This window comes from Aromatoleum buckelii (assembly GCF_012910785.2).
Classification (GTDB): Bacteria; Pseudomonadota; Gammaproteobacteria; order Burkholderiales; family Rhodocyclaceae; genus Aromatoleum; species Aromatoleum buckelii.
Map to the genome: position 1 here is coordinate 452,650 of NZ_WTVH02000010.1, position 17,246 is coordinate 469,895.

Consider the following 17,246-nt stretch of genomic DNA (forward strand, 5'->3'; position numbering starts at 1 on the left):
GGGGGGCAGTTTCATGGATAATGCGGCGCTTCCCTGCCGGGATGGCGGAATCGGTAGACGCAGCGGATTCAAAATCCGCCGGTGGTGACACTGTGAGGGTTCGAGTCCCTCTTCCGGCACCAGTCAAGACATGATTCTAATTGTGGAATCAATGGCTTGCAACTGAAGCGGGCTGCCGCCGGCGGCAATTTCCCAGCAACGTGCCATCAATGACCGGGGGCAGGTGTACGAAACGCCGGGCTCCATTTCAGCCTACCTCGGCGCGGCCGGGCGGGCGTTGAGTCGGGTGGTGGCGGCATTCCATTCGCCGCGCGCGATCAGCGGCCACGCTTCCAGTGCACGGTCGAGCGCTTCGTCGATCTGCACCTGTTCTTCACGACGCGCGGATTTCAGCACGTAATTCACGACTTCGTTGCGGTCGCCCGGATGGCCGATACCAATGCGCAGCCGCCAGTAATCGTTGGTGGCGAGGTGAGCCGACGTATCCTTGAGACCGTTGTGGCCGCCGAGTCCGCCGCCGAATTTCAGCCGCAACTGACCCGGAGGGATGTCGAGTTCGTCATGCACGACGAGGATCTCGGCGGGCGCGATGCGGTAGAAGCGCGCGAGCGCCCCGACCGACTGGCCCGAGCGGTTCATGTAAGTCTGCGGCATCAGCAGCCACACGCCTGCATCGCGTGCATGGGCGACGAAGCCATGAAAACGCGACTCGTGGCTGAAACGCACGCCGAGATTGTCGGCGAGCCGCTCACAAAACCAAAACCCGGCGTTGTGCCGGGTTTCGGTGTATTCGGCGCCGGGATTGCCGAGGCCGACGACGAGGCGCGGGGCTGCTGCGCTCATCGAATCGATATCCTCATGATCCCGGCGGGCTGCGAACGAGAAGTCGCAGCCTCAGGCCGCGGCTTCGCCTTCGGCGGCCTCGGCTGCGCCGCCCTTGACCATCAGCGCGGTCGCGACGACCGGGTCGCCTTCGCCGTGGTGGACGACTTCGACGCCTTCGGGCAGATTGAGCTGCGAGACGTGGATCGACTGGCCGGCTTCGAGCGTCTGCAGGTCGACTTCGATGAATTCAGGCAGGTTCGCCGGCAGGCAGGCGACGTCGAGTTCGGTCATCGTGTGCGAGATCATGCAGCCGCCGAGCTTGACCGCCGGATTGGTGTCGTTGTTGATGAAGTGCAGCGGCACCTTCAGGTGGAGCTTGTGGCCCGCATCGACGCGCTGGAAGTCGAGGTGCAGCACTTGCTGCTTGTACGGATGCCACTGGACGTCGCGCAGCACGACGGTCTGCTTGGCGCCTTCGATCTCGATCCCCAGCACCGAAGCGTGGAAAGTTTCCTTCTTCAGCAGGTGGTAGAGCTCGTTGTGGTCGACCGTGATCGCCTGGGCGTCGGCGTCGGCACCGTAGATGATGCCGGGGATCTGGCCGGCGCGACGCAGGCGGCGGCTCGCACCCGTGCCCTGTTCCACGCGCTGGGTGGCCTTGAATTCGATTTGCATTGTGTGACTCCTGGTTGAAACGATCCGCCCGCGACCAGGCGGATGGGTTGGGCCGCCGGCTCGTGCCGGCGGCGAAAATTCATTCCATGAACAGCGAGCTGACCGATTCCTCGTTGCTGATCCGCAGCACGGTGTCGGCGAGCAGCGAGGCGACCGAGATCTGGCGGATGCGCGAACAGGCTTTCGCGTCGTCGCGCAGCGGGATCGTGTCGGTGACGACCAGTTCGTCGAGATCGGAATCGGCGATGCGCGCCGCAGCCGACCCGGACAGCACCGCGTGGGTGCAGTACGACAGGACCCGGCGGGCGCCGTTTTCCTTCAGCGCGGTCGCGGCCTTGCACAGCGTGCCGGCGGTATCGACGATGTCGTCCATGATCACGCAGGTGCGATCCTTGACCTCGCCGATGATGTTCATGACTTCGGACACGTTCGCCTTCGGGCGGCGTTTGTCGATGATCGCCAGATCGCATTCCATGCGCTTGGCGAACGCGCGGGCGCGAACGACGCCGCCGACGTCGGGCGACACGACCAGCAGGTCATCGTATTTTTGCTTGTCGAGGTCGGCGAGCAGCACCGGGGCCGCATACACGTTGTCGACCGCGATGTCGAAGAACCCCTGGATCTGGTCGGCGTGCAGGTCCATCGTCAGGAGGCGCTGCACGCCGACGGCCTGCAGCATGTTGGCGACGACTTTCGCGGTGATCGGCACGCGCGCCGAGCGCGGGCGGCGGTCCTGGCGGGCATAGCCGAAGTAGGGGATTGCTGCAGTGATGCGGCCGGCGGACGCGCGCTTGAGCGCATCGACGAGGACCAGCAGTTCCATCAGGTTCTCGTTGGTCGGCGAGCAGGTCGGCTGCAGGACGAAGATGTCCTTGCCGCGGACGTTCTCGAGCAGTTCGATATTGACTTCACCGTCGGAGAACCGGCCCACCGTGGCCGCCCCGATCGAAATGCCCAGTCTGCGCACGACGTCCGAGGCAAGCTTGGGGTTGGCGTTGCCGGTGAAGACCATCAGGCTGCCGTAGGCCATGTCCGAAACTCCGATGCCGATAGAATGGTGGCGATAAAAACGATACGGGCAGGCGCGCGGCCTGCCCGTAATTTACTGGCTGGGGAAGAAGGATTCGAACCTTCGAATGCCGGAATCAAAATCCGGTGCCTTGACCAACTTGGCGACTCCCCAGTAAAACCTTTTCGCCCGCTCAATCGACCCAGTCCCGAAGCGGATGCTGCATCACGCTGCGCGCCTTCCATGCCCGGCACGACCCCGGACAGCTTGCAACGATGCGTTCGGCATCGTCCTCGCTTGCCACCTGCGCAAAAATGCAGGCGCCCGAACCGGTCATTCGCGCCGGCGCAAACTGCGCCAGCCAGTCGATTGCTGCACCGATCTCGGGATAACGGCTGCACGCAACCGCTTGCAGATCGTTACGAGTGGTGCTCGTTGCGAAGTCCGTAATTTTGATGGGTTCGGTATTCCGCGTCAACTCCTGCGCTGCAAAAATTTCCACGGTGGGTACGGTGACCGGTGGCGCGACGACGACGTACCAGGCGGGCGGGAGGTCGAGCGGGCGCAGTTCGTCGCCGACCCCTTCGGCAAAAGCGTCGCGGCCGAAGATGAAAAACGGGACGTCGGCGCCGAGGCGCAGTCCGAGCGCAGCAAGCTCTTCACCGCGGACGCCGGTGCGCCACAGACGGTTCAGCGCGATCAGCGTCGTCGCGGCGTCCGAACTGCCGCCGCCGAGACCGCCGCCCATCGGCAGCCGCTTATCCACGCAGATGTCGGCGCCGAGCCGGCAGCCGGTGTATGACTGCAGCAGCCGCGCGGCGCGCACGACGAGGTCATGTTCGGCGGGAACGCCGGGAAGGTCGGTGACGCGCGCGACGACGCCGTCGTGGCGCAGCTCGAACGACAGCGCATCGCCCCAGTCGAGCAGGCGAAACGCGGTTTGCAGCAGGTGGTAGCCGTCCGGACGGCGCCCGATGACATGCAGGAAGAGGTTCAGCTTCGCCGGCGCCGGGCAATCGGCGAGACGGGTCAATTCAGCGGTGTCCATTGGTCGATGATAAGCCGGATCCGGGCGTCGCCCCAGTGGGCATCGATCCGGCGCGGCAACGCCTCGGCGCTGGCGCCGGCATATTCGACGTACTCGATCGTCCAGCCGGCGTCGGTGATGCGGGCCGGCCGGCCCCGCTCGTCGGTGTCGAGCACGCGGGCGCCGGGGCGTGCTGTCGCCTGCACCCAGTAGGCGAGTCCGTCGAGCGGTGCGGCGACGCCGAGCAGTCGGTGCAGCATTGCAGCGGTGTCGTCGCTGTGCTCGACGCGGCCGTCCGCGGTGCGCAGTTGGGCGCCTTCCGCGGTCGTGACGAGTTGGCCGACGATCTGGCCGAGCGGGCTCAGGACGGTCCATTCGTCGACGGCCGGCGAGTGAAACCATTGCAGTCCGCCGTTCGCGGCGCGCTCGCCGTCCGTCGCCGAAATGCGGCCTTCGAGTTCGAACGACGATGCGATCGCCCGCGCCGCGACTGTCGTCGCCGGCGGGGCGGGCTGGATCGCGCAGCCGGACAGCCCGGCGGTCGTGAACGCCACGATCGCCCCGAACCTTGCAAGACGCCGGTTCATCGATGGCCGAAACGCTGCATGATGTTCTTCAACACCGTGCTGTCCGGGTGAGCTTGCAAGGCTTCGTTCCAGATCCGCGTGGCGTCGGCTTGGCGGTTCAGGCTCCACAACACTTCGCCCAAGTGGGCGGCGATTTCGGGGTCGGGACGCAGGCTGTAGGCTTTTTCGAGATGTGCGAGCGCCGTGGCCGTGTCGCCCTGACGGAAGTTGACCCAGCCCATGCTGTCGAGGATGAAGGGATCGCCGGGCGTCAGTTCCAGTGCGCGCGCGATCAGCGTTTCGGCTTCGTCGAGGCGCAGTCCGCGGTCGGCCAGCGAATACCCGAGCGCGTTGTAGGCGTGGGCGTGGTCCGGTTGCAGCGCGATGAGCTTGCGCAGGCGCCCTTCCATGACGTCGAGCTGGCCGAGCTGTTCGGCGAGCATCGACGACTCGTAGAGCAGGTCCGGGTCTTCAGGTGCCTTGCGCAGTTCGCCGTCGAGGAGTTCGAGCGCTTCGGCTTCGCGCCCTTCGGCCCGCAGCAGTTGCGATTCGGCGAGCCGCAGGCGCTTGATCGTGTCGGGTCCCGCCTGCACCGACTGCAGATGTTCGCGCGCGTGCTGCAGTTTTCCCTGTTGCGCGAGCAGCGCCGCGATGCGGATCTGGGCGTCGGTGTGGTGGCGTCCGGGCTCGACGGTGCGGTACCAGCGCAGCGCGCCTTCGCTGTCGTCGCGGCGTTCGGCGATCTGGCCGAGGTTGAGGCGGATGCCGTCCGCTTCCGGATGGCCGGCGTTCAGCGCCTGCTCGAGCAGCGGCGCCGCGGCGTCGAAATCGTCGAGCTGGGCCGACAGCAGGCCGACCGCGTACATCAGGTCGCGATCATCCGGCGCGTTGTCGAGGAGCTTGCGGAATTCGTCGCGTGCCGCGTCGAAGCGGCGCGCCGAAACCAGCCCCCGCGCGTAGGCGACACGCGCGTTCTGGCTCTCGGGGTGACGGTCGATATGCTCCTTGATGAGCTGCAGCGCCGCGTCGGGCGAGTCGGACTGCGCCAGCAGCTGCGCCTTGAACAGGATCGCAAGCTCCCAGTCCGGGCGAAGCCCCAGCGCGAGGTCGATCGCGGCGAGGGATGCGATCGCGTCGTCGGCGGCGATCGCGGCCTGCGCGCGGGCGAACTGCGCCTCGGGGAGGTCGAGGTACGGTTCGGTCAGGCGGTCGACGATGCCTTTCACCGCCTGCTTGTCACTGATGCGCGCGAACGCGCGGTTGAGCCCCATCAGGTGGTTTTCGATCTGGTCCGGCGACTCTGCGAGCAGGCGCGCGAGCTGGATTTGCACCTGTTCGAGCTGCCCGCTGCCGCCCGAGAGAATGCCTGCCATCACGCGCCGGGCTTCGGCGGACTCGGGCTCGACGTCGACCCAGATCCTGGCTGCTTCGGTGGCGGCCGAGAGGTCGCGCGCGAACAGCGCGATTTCGACTGCGCGCCGCGCGATGCGGGGGTCGCGCGTGCGTTGCGCCAGATCGAGGTAGGCTTGCACCGAGACGCTGAGATCGCCACGGGCCCCGGCGATTTCGGCCAACAGGAACGTGTACAGCATCTGCGCGGTCAGTGACTGCCCGGGAATGTCGGTCGCCGCCGTCGAAGGGGCATCGGCGTCGGGGTCGACCGTCTGGGCGAATGCCGGGAACGCAAACGCGATCGCCAGCCCGAGGCCGGCAGTGAGCAGGGAAAGAGTGCGATTCATGGTTGATGCCCGAGGGGATTCCGTGAAGCCGCGGACGCTGCAAGTCGCCGTATCCGGCTGTATGCTGGGGTCCGCCAACGAGGTAGTGGTGGATTAGAAGGGCCGGAGGCGATTCCGTTCGCCCCATGTTATGCAGTTTCACGTCGCATGAGCAAGCACGCGCTTGCGTGAGGAATTCGAAGAAGGATTGCCGATGCCGGAATTGCCGGAGGTGGAAATCACGTGCCGCGGCATTCGCCCGTTCGTCGCCGGGCGGACGCTGACTGCGCTCGAAGTGCGCAATCCGCGGCTGCGTCAGCCAGTGCCCGCGGATCTCGCGCAGACGCTTGTCGGCGAGCGACTGCAGGACGTGCGACGCCGCGCGAAATACCTGCTGCTGGACTTTCCGCACGGCAGCGTCCTCGTGCATCTGGGCATGTCCGGCAGCCTCCGGGTGGTGTCGGCCGACGAGCCCGCGGGCGTGCACGATCACGTCGACCTGGTGTTCGGCGCCGAGGCGCTGCGGCTGCGCGATCCGCGCCGGTTCGGCCTCGTGCTGTGGCACGCGGGCGACGGCTTGTCCCATCCGCTGCTCGCGGCGCTCGGCTGCGAGCCGCTCGAGAGCGGTTTTACCGGTGCCTGGCTGCATGAGGCGACGCGAGGAGTGCGGATGTCGATCAAGCAGACGCTGATGGATGCGCATCGTGTCGTCGGAGTCGGCAACATCTACGCGTCCGAGAGCTTGTTCCGCGCCCGCATCCATCCGCTCGAACCGGCCGGCGCGATCGGGCCGCAGCGCCTCGCGCGCCTTGTCGCGTCGGTGCGCGAAACGCTGCTCGCGGCGATCGACGCCGGCGGCAGCACGTTGCGCGACTTCGTCGGCGGAGACGGGCGCGCCGGGTATTTCCAGCAGCAGTACTTCGTGTACGGGCGCGAAGGCCTGGCGTGCCGGGTATGTGCCACGCCCGTTCGCCGCGTCGTGGTCGGCCAGCGCTCGACTTTTTTCTGCCCGCGCTGCCAGCGTCGCTGAACGGCCCCGGAAAACCTCTCCCCCGGCGGAGCGATACCGGCGGGATACCGTCGTTACATTCCGCGTGTCCCAAATTGGATGGCGCCGGAAACGGGGTTATGCTGGCGCGGTGTGTAATTTTTGCGCGGGCGAACCTCCGCGCGCGAGCGAGACGACATGAGCCTGGTTGACCAATTCTCGGCTTACAGCCAGTGGCGGGCCGCCGCCTCGTCGGCGGTCGGCCGTTTGCGGCAATGGCTGTCGCACAACGAGATCGGCGATGCGCAGGGCGACCTGCGGCTGCAGTGCGTGCTCGAACGCCTGCGCGACGACAAGCTCACGGTCGCTTTCGTCGCCGAGTTCTCGCGCGGCAAGTCGGAACTGATCAACGCGCTCTTTTTCTCCGGCTATGGCGACCGCGTGCTGCCGTCGAGCGCCGGTCGCACGACGATGTGTCCGACCGAACTGGAATGGAGCGCAGATGCGCGCCCCGAGATCCGTCTGCTGCCGATCCGCACCCGCGCGACGCACGCGAGTGTCAGCGAGCTCAAACGCTTCGCGCAGGAATGGCTCGTGCTGCCGCTCGACGTCGGCTCGGTCGGCAGTCTGCAGCAGGGATTCTCGCGGGTCGGCGACACCGAGCGGGTGTCGCCCGTCGAGGCGCGGCAGCTCGGCTTCGAAGTCGATCCGGACAGCGCGGACGGGCTCAAGCCCGGTTCGGACGGTCTCGTCGAAATCCCGAGCTGGCGGCACGTCGTGGTCCAGTTTCCGCACCCGCTGCTCGAACAGGGGCTGGTCGTGCTCGACACGCCGGGACTCAACGCGATCGGCGCGGAACCCGAACTCACACTGTCGCTGCTGCCGAATGCGCACGCGGTGCTGTTCATCCTCGCCGCTGATACCGGTGTCACGCACAGCGACCTCGCAGTGTGGCGCGAATACGTGCGCGGCGGGCCGGGCGGAGGAAGGAGAGGCGGGCTCGTCGTGCTGAACAAGATCGACGGCCTGTGGGACGGCCTGCGCGACGAGGCCCGCATCGACGAGGAAATCGACCGGCAGCTGCACTCGGTCGCCGAGGCGCTCGATGTGCCTGTCGAAAGCGTCTTCCCGGTGTCGGCGCAGAAAGGGCTGGTCGCGCGGATCCACGATGACGAAGCGCTGCTCGAGCGCAGCCGCCTCGGCGCGCTCGAGCGCGCGCTCAGCGAGGAGCTGCTGCCGACGAAGCAGGAAATCGTCCGGAACGGTGCGCTCGGCGAAACCGACGACCTGATCCTGCAGGCGCGCGAACTCCTCGGCGCGCGGCTTTCCGGGCTGCGCGAGCAATTGCACGAGCTCACCGATCTGCGGGGCAAGAACCAGAGCGTCATCGAATACATGATGCGCAAGATCCGCACCGAAAAGACCGAGTTCGAGGAAGGGCTGCAGAAGTACTACGCAGTGCGGAGCGTGTTCTCGAACCTGACGAACAACCTGCTCGCGCACCTCGGCATGGACATGTTGCGCGACGAGACGCGCCGTACCCGCGAAGCGATGCTCGAATCCACGTTCTCGAAAGGCCTGAGCGCGGCGATGGAAGGCTTCTTCGAAAATCTGCGCGCCAGTCTTGCGCGATCGGCCGGCGAGATCGCTGAGATCACGCGTATGCTCGACAGCATGTACAAGCGTTTCAGCGTCGAGCACGGACTGAAGCTCGCCGCACCCGAAGCGTTCTCGACGTTGCGCTACGAGCGCGAACTCGAACGGCTCGAAGCCGCGTTCAATCGCCAGATCAACACCGCGCTCACGCTCGTGACGACCGAAAAGCACACGCTGACGCAACGTTTCTTCGAAACGGTCGCGGTCCAGGCGCGGCGCACGTTCGAAGTCGCGAACCGGGACGTCGAGCGCTGGCTGCGCGCGGTGATGTCGCCGCTCGAGACGCAGGTGCGGGAATACCAGTTCCAGCTCAAGCGCCGGCTCGAGAGCGTCAAGCGCATTCACCAGGCAACCGACACGCTCGAAGAGCGGATCGCTGAACTCGAACAGGCCGAGGTCGCGATGCTCGCGCAGCTCGACGAGCTGACGGGGCTCGAGCGAGCGATCCACGCGGTGCTCGGCGCCTCGGTATTGGCGGTCGCTGCCCGCTCCGGCGCGCCGGTTCCCTGCGCCGCGTAAACGCCAGTCCGGAAAAAGAAAGCGCACCCCGGAGGGTGCGCTTCGCCTGTCTGCTCCCCGCACTGCGGGGGAACTGCTCAAACTTTCTGGCTGGTCAGGCGGACGAACTTCTCCATCAGTTGTTCCTTCGTTTCGACCACATCCGGGTTCATCGGGATGCAGTCGACCGGACAGACCTGCTGGCACTGCGGTTCGTCGAAATGACCGACGCACTCGGTGCATTTGTCCGGATCGATCTCGTAAATCTCATCCCCCTGGTAGATCGCACCATTGGGACATTCCGGTTCGCATACATCGCAGTTGATGCATTCGTCCGTAATCATCAGAGCCATCTTCTACTTCCTCGCTATCGCTTCAAAGACACTTTCTGCAGCAGCCGCTGATTCACGGCAGGCTGCACGAACTTGCTAACATCGCCGCCCAGGCGAGCGATTTCACGCACCATCGTCGCCGAAATGAACATGTATTCTTCGGCCGGCGTTAGGAACACCGTTTCGACGTCGGGAAACAGCTTTCGGTTCATTCCCGCCATCTGGAATTCGTACTCGAAATCCGACACCGCCCGCAGTCCGCGCAGGATCAGCCGCGCGTCGCGTTGCCGCAGGAAGTCCATCAGCAGCCCGTCGAAACCGGTGACTTCGACGTTCGGAAACGGCGCCAGCACCTCGCGGGCGATCTCGACGCGTTCGGCGAGCGTGAAGATCGGTGCTTTCCCGTGGCTCTCGGCGACCGCGACGACGACCGTGTTGAACAGCAGCGACGCGCGGCGCACCAGATCCTCGTGGCCCCGGGTGAACGGATCGAACGTCCCCGGATAAATCGCGACCCCTTCCTTCATTCTTGCCTCCCTTGCAAGAGATGGAAATGGACCTGGCCGGCGCGACCCTGCTTCGTCGTCCGCCAGGCGCCAAGTCCGCCTACCGGCGTTTCCGACTCCGCATAGAGCCAGCCGTCCGGCTTCAGAACCCGGTCGAGCCAGGGTTCCAACCGCTCAAGCCAGCCTTGATTGTAGGGTGGATCGAGGAAGACCACGTCGAACCGTTCCGACGCCGTTTGCGCGAATCTTACCGCATCGCCGCGTATCACCTCTACCTGCTCCGCGTCCAGCGCCCTGGCCGCCTGTCGCAATGCGGCAAACGCGCGAGCGTCGTGCTCGACGATCGTCACGCGCGAGGCGCCGCGCGAAGCGGCCTCGAAGCCAAGGATGCCCGAGCCGCCGAAGAGGTCGAGGCACGTCAGGCCGGTGAGGTCCTGGCCGAGCCAGTTGAACAACGTCTCGCGCACGCGGTCGGGAGTCGGCCGCAGGCCGGGGACTTTCGCGACGTCGATGAGGCGCGAGCGCCATGCGCCACCGACGATGCGCACCCGGCTCAATTGGAAGGTTCCGCCCTGGCCGCGGGGGCACGTTCACCATTGGCGACCGCGTCGCCGTCGCCGCCGGCGACCACCGTGACGAGGTGCTCGTCGCGAATACGGCGCGAGAAAGCGTCGCGCACCGCCTCGACGGTGACTTCGGCGACGCGCTCCGGATAGGTGTCGAGCCAGTCCAGCGGCAGGCCGTAGAAGCCGATCATCGACACGTAGTCGAGGATCTTGCGGTTCGAGTCGAGCCGCAGCCCGAAGCCGTTGATGAAGTTGTCCTTGGCCGCTTGCAGTTCGTCGGTGGTCGGGCCGGCGGCGACGAATTCGTCGAGCACCGCCCGCGTCACCTGCCGCGCCTCCTTGGCTTGGCTGCCGCGCGTCTGCAGTCCGATTTCGAACGGGCCGGCGACGCGCAGCGGCTGGAACGAGCTGAAGACGCTGTACGCGAAGCCGCGTTTTTCGCGCACTTCCTTCGTCAGCCGAGACACGAAACCGCCTCCGCCGAGGACGTAGTTGCCGACGACGAGCGGGAAATAATCCGGGTCGTCGCGCGAGATTCCCGGCATTCCCATGAGGATATGGGCCTGTGCAGACGGGTGTTCGATATGTTCGACGAGGCGGGGCGGAAGCTGCGGCGGGGGCAGCGGGGCGGGCGGCGTCCCGGCGGGCAGGGCTTCGGTGAGGCGGACCGCGATCCGTTCGGCCTGGTCGCGGCTGACGTCGCCGACGATCGCGACACTGGCCGCGAGCGCGGTGTAGTGCGTCTGGTGAAACGCTTCGATCTGGTCGCGCGTGATCCGCTGCAGCGATTCGACGGTGACGAGTCGGCCATAGGGGTGATCGCCGTAGATCGCACGGGTGAAGCTGCGCGCGGCGAGGGTGTCCGGGCGCGTCAGCGCGTCGCGCAGGCCGGCGATGCTGCGCGCGCGCTCGCGTTCGAGGATCTCCGCCGGGAATGTCGGCTTCGCGAGCAGCCGCGCGGCGAGCCCGATTGCCGCTTCGCGCTCGGCCTCGCTCGACAGGGTGCGCACCGACAGAGCCGCCATGTCCTTGTCCGTGCCGCCGCCGATGCGCGCGCCAGTGTCGGCGATCCGTTCGGCGATCTGCTGTTCGTTCAGGTTTTCCGTCCCTGCATCGAGGAGGCTGCGCGTCAGGCTCGCGACGCCGGCCGCGTCTGCCGGGTCGAGTGCGCCGCCGGCAGCGAACGTGACCTGCACGTCGACGAGCGGCAGCGCGTGGCTTTCGACGAAAAACACGCGTGCGCCGGTCGGCGCGGTCCAGTGCTGGATGTCCGGGCCGGCAATCGCCGTGCCGAAGCTTGCGAAGGCAGCCAGCGCGAGCAGCGTCGCGCGGGCAGGGACGATCTTCCGGATCAGGGTGGTCGGATTCATGCTAGTGCCTCGTCGCCGGCGCCGCGGGGCGAGGCTGTCCGGCAGGAACGGGCAGCGGGTCGAGCTGTGCCCGGGTCAGCGTGGTGTCGGTGAAATATTTGCGCGCGACCGCCTGGACTTCCGCAGCGGTGACGCGACGCACGCCTTCGAGCAGCGCCGCCTCGTCGCGCCACGACAGGCCGCTCGCCTCGAGGAAGCCGATCTCCATCGCCTGGCCCATCAGGGAATCGCGCTTGTAGACTTCGCCGGCGATCGTCTGCGTCTTGACCCGCTCGAGCTCGTCCTCGGCGATCCCTTCGTTCTGGATGCGCGCGATCTCGTCGCGCAGCGCCGCGGCGACGTCGGCGACGGTCTTGCCCGCTGCGGGAGCCGCGTCGAGCGTGAACAGCGACGGGCCGCGTGCCGTGCCGTCGTAGCCGGCGCCGACCGACACCGCGACGCGCGTCTCACGCACCAGCCGGCGCGGCAGACGCGCACCGTCATAGCCGTCGAGCACCGCCGCGAGCACCTGCAGTGCATACACGTCGCGGTCGTTCGCCGGATCGCGCAGCGTCGGCGCACGCCATGCCAGCGCGACGTAGGGCAGTTCGGCAGGCGCCCTGACGACGCTCTGGCGCGGGCCGAGCTGCTCCGGTTCGGGCGTGATGCGGCGCTTCGGCAGTTCGCGCGCGGCCACGGCGCCGTAGTAGCGGCGGGCGAGGTCGAACACCGCCTGGTGGTCGATGTCGCCGACGACGACGAGGCGCGCGTTGTTCGGCGCGTACCAGTTCCGGTGCCAGGTGCGCGCATCCTCGGCCGTCATCGAGGCGAGGTCGGTCATCCAGCCGATGACCGGACGGCCATACGGGTGGGCCTGGAACGTCGTGGCCATCAACTGCTCATGCACCAGCGCGCGCGGCTCGTCTTCGGTGCGCAGGCGCCGTTCTTCCCGCACGACGTCGAGCTCCGGCGCGAACAGCGAAGGCGTGATCTTCAGGTTCGCCATCCGGTCGGCTTCGAGCATCATCATGTCGTCCAGCTCGGCCGGCGGGATCTGCTGGAAATATGCCGTGTAGTCGCGCGACGTGAACGCGTTGTCGCGCCCGCCGACCGCGGCGACGCGCTTGTTGAACTCGCCCGGGCCGACTTTCTCCGTGCCTTTGAACATCATGTGTTCGAGCAGATGCGCGATGCCTGAGACGCCTGCCGGTTCGTCCATCGCGCCGACGTCGTACCACACCATATGAACCACCGACGGGGCGCGGCGGTCTTCCTTGACGATGACTTGCATGCCGTTGTCGAGGGTCGTCTCGAACGGATTCGCGTGAAGCGGCCCCGCTGCGGCGAACAGCGCGGCGGCAAGCAGGGCGAGGCGGGGAAAGTTCTGGCGAAACATGGAGATGTCCTGCATCTGGTAGAATTCGCGGCTCGCGGTCCGGACTGAACCCGGCGCCGCTCGAACGTGCAGCCGCATCTTAGCGTTATTGGGACTTCGGCGCCGCCGAAGTTCAAACGTCACAACAGACCCGAATACCCATGTTTGGTTTCCTGAGAAAAAAGCCCGCGAAGCCCGATGCGGTGGAAGACAAGACGCAGCCGGACGAGATCCCGGCGGAGCCTGCGCGCGACCAGGCCGAACCGATCGCCGAAGCGGTGCAGCCGGCTCCGCCCGCCGACGGCGGTCCCGATTTCGAAGCTTCCTTCGAAGCTCCTTTTGAAGCTCCCGTCCCGCTTGCCGCGGAGACGGCGAGGCCCGCCGCGAAACGTTCGTGGTCCGAGCGGCTCAAGGCGGGACTCAGCCGCACCCGTCAGCAGCTCGGCGGGGGGCTGGCGAGCCTCTTCGGCCGGCGCAAGATCGACGAGGAACTGCTCGAGGAGCTCGAAGCGACGCTGTTGATGGCCGACTGCGGCGTCGAGGCGACGCAGCACCTGCTCGGCGAACTGCGCAAGCGCTGGAAGCGCGACCGGCTCGAGACTGCCGACCAGCTGCAGAAGGCGCTCGCCGACGAGCTGCACGCGATCCTGCTGCCGCTCGAGGAACCGCTCGACGTGTCCGGCCACAGTCCCTACATCATCATGATCGCCGGCGTGAACGGCTCGGGCAAGACGACCTCGATCGGCAAGCTCGCGAAATATTTCCAAGCGCAGGGCAGGAGCGTGCTGCTCGCCGCCGGCGACACGTTCCGCGCTGCGGCACGCGAACAGCTGATGACGTGGGGCGAGCGCAACAACGTCACCGTCATCGCGCAGGACGGCGGCGACTCCGCGGCGGTGATCTTCGACGCGATCAACGCGGCCAAGGCACGCCGCATCGATGTCGTGCTCGCCGACACCGCGGGCCGCCTGCCGACGCAGCTGCATCTGATGGACGAGATCGCGAAAGTCAAACGGGTCATCGCGAAAGCTTCCCCGACCGGGCCGCACGAAGTGCTGCTCGTTCTCGACGCGAACATCGGCCAGAACGCGCTGGCGCAGGTGAAGGCTTTCGACAGCGCGATCGGCGTCACGGGCCTCGTCGTCACGAAGCTCGACGGCACCGCGAAAGGCGGCGTCGTCGCGGCGATCGCACGGCAGTACCCGCGGCCGCTGCGCTTCATCGGCGTCGGCGAAGGAATCGACGACCTGCAGCCGTTCAAGGCGCGCGAGTTCGTCGACGCGCTGTTCGACACGAACGGAGCCGGCAGCGCGGCATGATCGTTTTCGAAGAGGTCGTGAAGCGTTATCCCGGCGGCTACACCGCACTCGCCGGCGTGAGCTTCGAGATCCCTGCCGGCGAACTCACGGTGCTGTCGGGGCATTCCGGCGCGGGCAAGAGCACGCTGCTGAAACTGATCGCCGCGATCGAGCGCCCGACCTCGGGCACGGTGCGCATCAGCGGCCAGGACGTGTCCGGCCTGCGGCGGCGCGCGATTCCGTACCTGCGCCGCAATCTCGGGCTGGTGCTGCAGGAAAGCCGGCTGCTGTACGACCGCAACGTGTTCGACAACGTGATGCTGCCGCTGGTGATCACCGGCCATCCGCCGCGTGATGCGGCAAAGCGCGTCGCCGCGGCGCTCGACCGCGTCGGCCTCGCAGGGCGCGAGCGCGAAATGCCGGCCGGGCTGTCCGGCGGGGAGCAGCAACGCGTCGCAATCGCGCGGGCGATCGTCAACCGGCCTTCGATCCTGATCGCCGACGAGCCGACCGCGCACCTCGACACCGCCTACGCCGCCGAGATCGCGACCCTGTTCAAGTCCTTCAACGCGGCGGGGGTGACGGTGCTGGTGTCGACCCATGACGACCGCCTGTTCGCCAAGCACCAGCCGCGCCGGATCGTGCTCGGCAAAGGCCTGCTGATCGAGGCCGCGGCATGATCAACTGGTTCTCGCTGCATCTGCGCGCGTTCGCGCTGGCGCTGCGGCGCCTCGTCGCGCAGCCGCTCGGAACGCTGCTGTCGGCGCTCGTCGTCGGCATCGCGCTGTCGCTGCCGGCAGCCGGCTACCTGCTCCTCGACAACGTCGCGTCGCTCGCACGCGGCGTTTCCGGCACGCCTGAAATCAGCGTCTTCATGGCGCAGGACGCGTCGGACGCCGACGTCGACGCGATCGACAAGCGGCTGCGCGCCGACGGCGAGCTCGCCGGCTACCGCCATGTGCCCAAGGACGAAGCGCTGCGGCAGCTCGAGCACAGCGGCCTCGGCGACGTGCTCGGCGGCCTGACGTCGAACCCGCTGCCCGACGCGTTCATCGTCACGCCGGGCAGCGACGATCCGGCTGCGTACGAGCAGCTCCATGCGCGCTTTGTGGCGTGGCCGGGCATCGCCCACGTACAGCTCGATTCGGCGTGGGTCAAGCGCCTGCATGCGCTGCTCGGGCTCGGGCAGTCCGCGGTGCTGCTGCTCGCCGGGCTGCTCGGCTTCGCGCTCGTCATCGTCACGTTCAACACGATCCGGCTGCAGATCCTCACGCAGCGCCACGAGATCGACGTCAGCCGCCTGCTCGGCGCGACCGATCCGTTCATCCGTCGCCCGTTCTACTGGTTCGGCACGTTGCAGGGCCTGCTCGGCGGAGGCGTCGCGCTGGCGACGGTGTGGGCGACCGTGCAGGCGCTGCGCGGGCCGGTCGCGAGTCTCGCCGAGACTTACGGCGCGGTGTTCACGCTGAGCGGGCCGGGCCTGCACGAGAGCGCAGCGATCCTCGGCTTCGCCGCGTTCCTCGGCTGGCTCGGCAGCGCGATCTCGGTACGCCGTCATCTAGCCGAACGCCTCACGTAAGGCTCCTCGGCGGCGGGCTGCGGCTATAATCCGCGCCCGCCGCGGAAACATTTTCCCCCCAGCTCACGCACGACAAATCATGAACGCACCCGAACTGCGCCGGCCGATCGTCGGCAACCGCGTCGAACTCAACATCTTCACGACGCTCGCCTGCAACCTGAAGTGCTCGTACTGCTCGATCGCAGTCGGCGACGTCCTCGGTTCGCAGGGCAAGGTCGCGTATTCGCTCGACACGCTCGACACCTTCATCGCGACGCATCTCGCCGACAAGGAGATCTACGTCACGTTCTACGGCGGCGAGCCGACGCTGAACATCCCGTTCATGGCGGCGCTCATGGAGCGCCACCCGACGTTCCGCTTCCAGCTGCAGACGAACGGCACGCTGCTGCACCGGCTGCCGGATGCGGTGCTGGCGAAGCTGTCGAACGTGCTCGTGTCGGTCGATGGCGCCGAGCACACCACCGACCATTACCGCGGCCGCGGCGTGTATCGCAAGGTGACGGCGAACATCGAAAAAATCCGGCCGAAGCTCGGCGGGAGGCTCACCGCGCGCGTGACCTGGGGACATCCTGACATCAGCTTCGACGAACTCGACAGCCTGCTGCCGGCCTTCGACTACGTGTATTGGCAGTTCACCCAGGCCGAAGGCTTCTACGACGCCGAAGCCATGCCCGCCAAGAAGGAAGCGCTGACGCTGCTGATCGACAAGTTCTTCGCTTCGCCCGCGCTGTACCCGTTCATTCCTCTGATGGGCACGGTGCGCAACAAGGTGCTGCCGTCGCGCGCCCGCGAGGCGTGTAGCGGGCTGTCGCAATGCCGCGCGTCGACGCATATCCTCAACATCCTGCCGGACGGGCGCATCTTCCCGTGCCCGGACCTGACGCACCGCCCGGAAATGCAGCAGGGCGACCTCGTCGCGAACTGGCTCAAGCCGAGTCCGCTGCAGCCGACGCCTGCGATGCCGTGCGAATCGTGCGAAGCGCTGCCGTTCTGCCGGCGCAACTGCATGAAGAACCTCTACGTCGGTTACGTGCTCGACGACGCGCCGTATCGCGAGCAGGTCGTCGAGCCGATCTGCGAGTTGGTGAAGTTCATGGGCGCCGAGATCGACCGCCGCGACCCGCACGCGTGGTTCGCGAACGCGCCGCTTGCAGTGCGGCGCGAGATCACCGACTGCGAGATCTACGACTACGTCGAAGTGATGCCGTAGCGTAGAACGCTGCATCGACCGGTGGCCGGAACCTGCCGGGCGATGTCGAACGGAATGGTGCGATTGCGC

General features: G+C 66.9%; 17 protein-coding genes and 2 tRNA genes. 7 read left to right on the forward strand and 12 right to left on the reverse strand.

All coding sequences use genetic code 11. The annotated features are described in order from the left end of the window. The first annotated feature begins 35 nt into the window (after positions 1–35). A tRNA-Leu gene (locus GO608_RS12765) sits at positions 36–122 on the forward strand. 130 nt (positions 123–252) lie between these two features. Here GO608_RS12765 and pth read toward each other — a convergent pair. The 7 genes from pth to GO608_RS12800 all read right to left on the reverse strand — a co-directional run bounded on the left by pth (position 253) and on the right by GO608_RS12800 (position 5,841). Next, on the reverse strand, positions 253–843 hold the full coding sequence (gene pth / locus GO608_RS12770; protein WP_169198029.1) for an aminoacyl-tRNA hydrolase: 591 nt from the start codon (positions 841–843) through the stop codon (positions 253–255). Positions 844–894: 51 nt separating this feature from the next. After that, entirely contained in the window at positions 895–1,500 is a 606-nt protein-coding gene (locus GO608_RS12775; protein ID WP_169198030.1) for a 50S ribosomal protein L25/general stress protein Ctc, read from the reverse strand. Positions 1,501–1,579: 79 nt separating this feature from the next. Continuing rightward, entirely contained in the window at positions 1,580–2,530 is a 951-nt protein-coding gene (locus tag GO608_RS12780; RefSeq protein ID WP_053420051.1) for a ribose-phosphate pyrophosphokinase, read from the reverse strand. Positions 2,531–2,606: 76 nt separating this feature from the next. Continuing rightward, positions 2,607–2,683 (reverse strand) — tRNA-Gln (locus GO608_RS12785). Positions 2,684–2,702: 19 nt separating this feature from the next. After that, entirely contained in the window at positions 2,703–3,557 is an 855-nt protein-coding gene (gene ispE, locus GO608_RS12790; protein ID WP_169198031.1) for a 4-(cytidine 5'-diphospho)-2-C-methyl-D-erythritol kinase, read from the reverse strand. Next, complete coding sequence (gene lolB / locus GO608_RS12795) at positions 3,539–4,090, reverse strand: lipoprotein insertase outer membrane protein LolB (protein WP_247003113.1); 552 nt, start codon at positions 4,088–4,090, stop codon at positions 3,539–3,541. Before lolB ends, ispE begins: the two co-directional genes overlap by 19 nt. A 29-nt stretch (positions 4,091–4,119) precedes the next feature. Next, the gene (locus GO608_RS12800; protein WP_169198033.1) at positions 4,120–5,841 is read right to left on the reverse strand and encodes a tetratricopeptide repeat protein; all 1,722 of its coding nucleotides are present in this window, start codon (positions 5,839–5,841) and stop codon (positions 4,120–4,122) included. A gap of 193 nt (positions 5,842–6,034) precedes the next feature. On the opposite strand from GO608_RS12800, the gene mutM reads away from it, so the two are divergent. Both mutM and GO608_RS12810 read left to right on the forward strand, forming a co-directional pair. Next, a complete protein-coding gene (gene mutM, locus GO608_RS12805; RefSeq protein WP_169198034.1) occupies positions 6,035–6,850 on the forward strand; it encodes a bifunctional DNA-formamidopyrimidine glycosylase/DNA-(apurinic or apyrimidinic site) lyase in 816 nt (271 codons plus the stop codon). Positions 6,851–7,006: 156 nt separating this feature from the next. Beyond that, a complete protein-coding gene (locus tag GO608_RS12810; protein ID WP_169198035.1) occupies positions 7,007–8,983 on the forward strand; it encodes a dynamin family protein in 1,977 nt (658 codons plus the stop codon). 77 nt (positions 8,984–9,060) lie between these two features. On the opposite strand, the gene GO608_RS12815 is transcribed toward GO608_RS12810, so the two are convergent. The 5 genes from GO608_RS12815 to GO608_RS12835 are packed head-to-tail and all read right to left on the reverse strand — an operon-like array spanning position 9,061 to position 13,111. Beyond that, positions 9,061–9,315 carry a YfhL family 4Fe-4S dicluster ferredoxin gene (locus GO608_RS12815; RefSeq protein ID WP_169198036.1) on the reverse strand — a complete coding sequence of 85 codons (255 nt, stop codon included), beginning with the start codon at positions 9,313–9,315 and terminating at the stop codon, positions 9,061–9,063. A 14-nt stretch (positions 9,316–9,329) separates the two neighbouring features. Then, the gene (gene coaD / locus GO608_RS12820) at positions 9,330–9,821 is read right to left on the reverse strand and encodes a pantetheine-phosphate adenylyltransferase (RefSeq protein WP_053420047.1); all 492 of its coding nucleotides are present in this window, start codon (positions 9,819–9,821) and stop codon (positions 9,330–9,332) included. Beyond that, a complete protein-coding gene (gene rsmD, locus GO608_RS12825) occupies positions 9,818–10,357 on the reverse strand; it encodes a 16S rRNA (guanine(966)-N(2))-methyltransferase RsmD (protein ID WP_169198037.1) in 540 nt (179 codons plus the stop codon). The genes coaD and rsmD overlap by 4 nt, the downstream gene beginning before the upstream one ends. Further along, complete coding sequence (locus GO608_RS12830) at positions 10,354–11,736, reverse strand: M16 family metallopeptidase (protein WP_169198038.1); 1,383 nt, start codon at positions 11,734–11,736, stop codon at positions 10,354–10,356. Before GO608_RS12830 ends, rsmD begins: the two co-directional genes overlap by 4 nt. 1 nt (position 11,737) lies before the next feature. After that, positions 11,738–13,111 carry a M16 family metallopeptidase gene (locus GO608_RS12835; RefSeq protein ID WP_169198039.1) on the reverse strand — a complete coding sequence of 458 codons (1,374 nt, stop codon included), beginning with the start codon at positions 13,109–13,111 and terminating at the stop codon, positions 11,738–11,740. Between the two features lie 140 nt (positions 13,112–13,251). Between GO608_RS12835 and ftsY the strand changes: the two genes are divergently transcribed. The 4 genes from ftsY (at position 13,252) to GO608_RS12855 (ending at position 17,177) form a co-directional block, all read left to right on the forward strand. After that, positions 13,252–14,409 carry a signal recognition particle-docking protein FtsY gene (gene ftsY / locus GO608_RS12840; RefSeq protein WP_169198040.1) on the forward strand — a complete coding sequence of 386 codons (1,158 nt, stop codon included), beginning with the start codon at positions 13,252–13,254 and terminating at the stop codon, positions 14,407–14,409. Then, positions 14,406–15,068, forward strand: a complete 663-nt coding sequence (locus tag GO608_RS12845; protein ID WP_169198041.1) for a cell division ATP-binding protein FtsE — start codon at positions 14,406–14,408, stop codon at positions 15,066–15,068. Before ftsY ends, GO608_RS12845 begins: the two co-directional genes overlap by 4 nt. Next, positions 15,065–15,967 (forward strand): permease-like cell division protein FtsX, encoded by a 903-nt coding sequence (gene ftsX, locus GO608_RS12850; protein ID WP_169198042.1) that lies wholly within the window; start codon positions 15,065–15,067, stop codon positions 15,965–15,967. The genes GO608_RS12845 and ftsX overlap by 4 nt, the downstream gene beginning before the upstream one ends. A gap of 79 nt (positions 15,968–16,046) precedes the next feature. After that, the gene (locus GO608_RS12855; protein ID WP_169198043.1) at positions 16,047–17,177 is read left to right on the forward strand and encodes a radical SAM/SPASM domain-containing protein; all 1,131 of its coding nucleotides are present in this window, start codon (positions 16,047–16,049) and stop codon (positions 17,175–17,177) included. Positions 17,178–17,246: the final 69 nt, after the last annotated feature.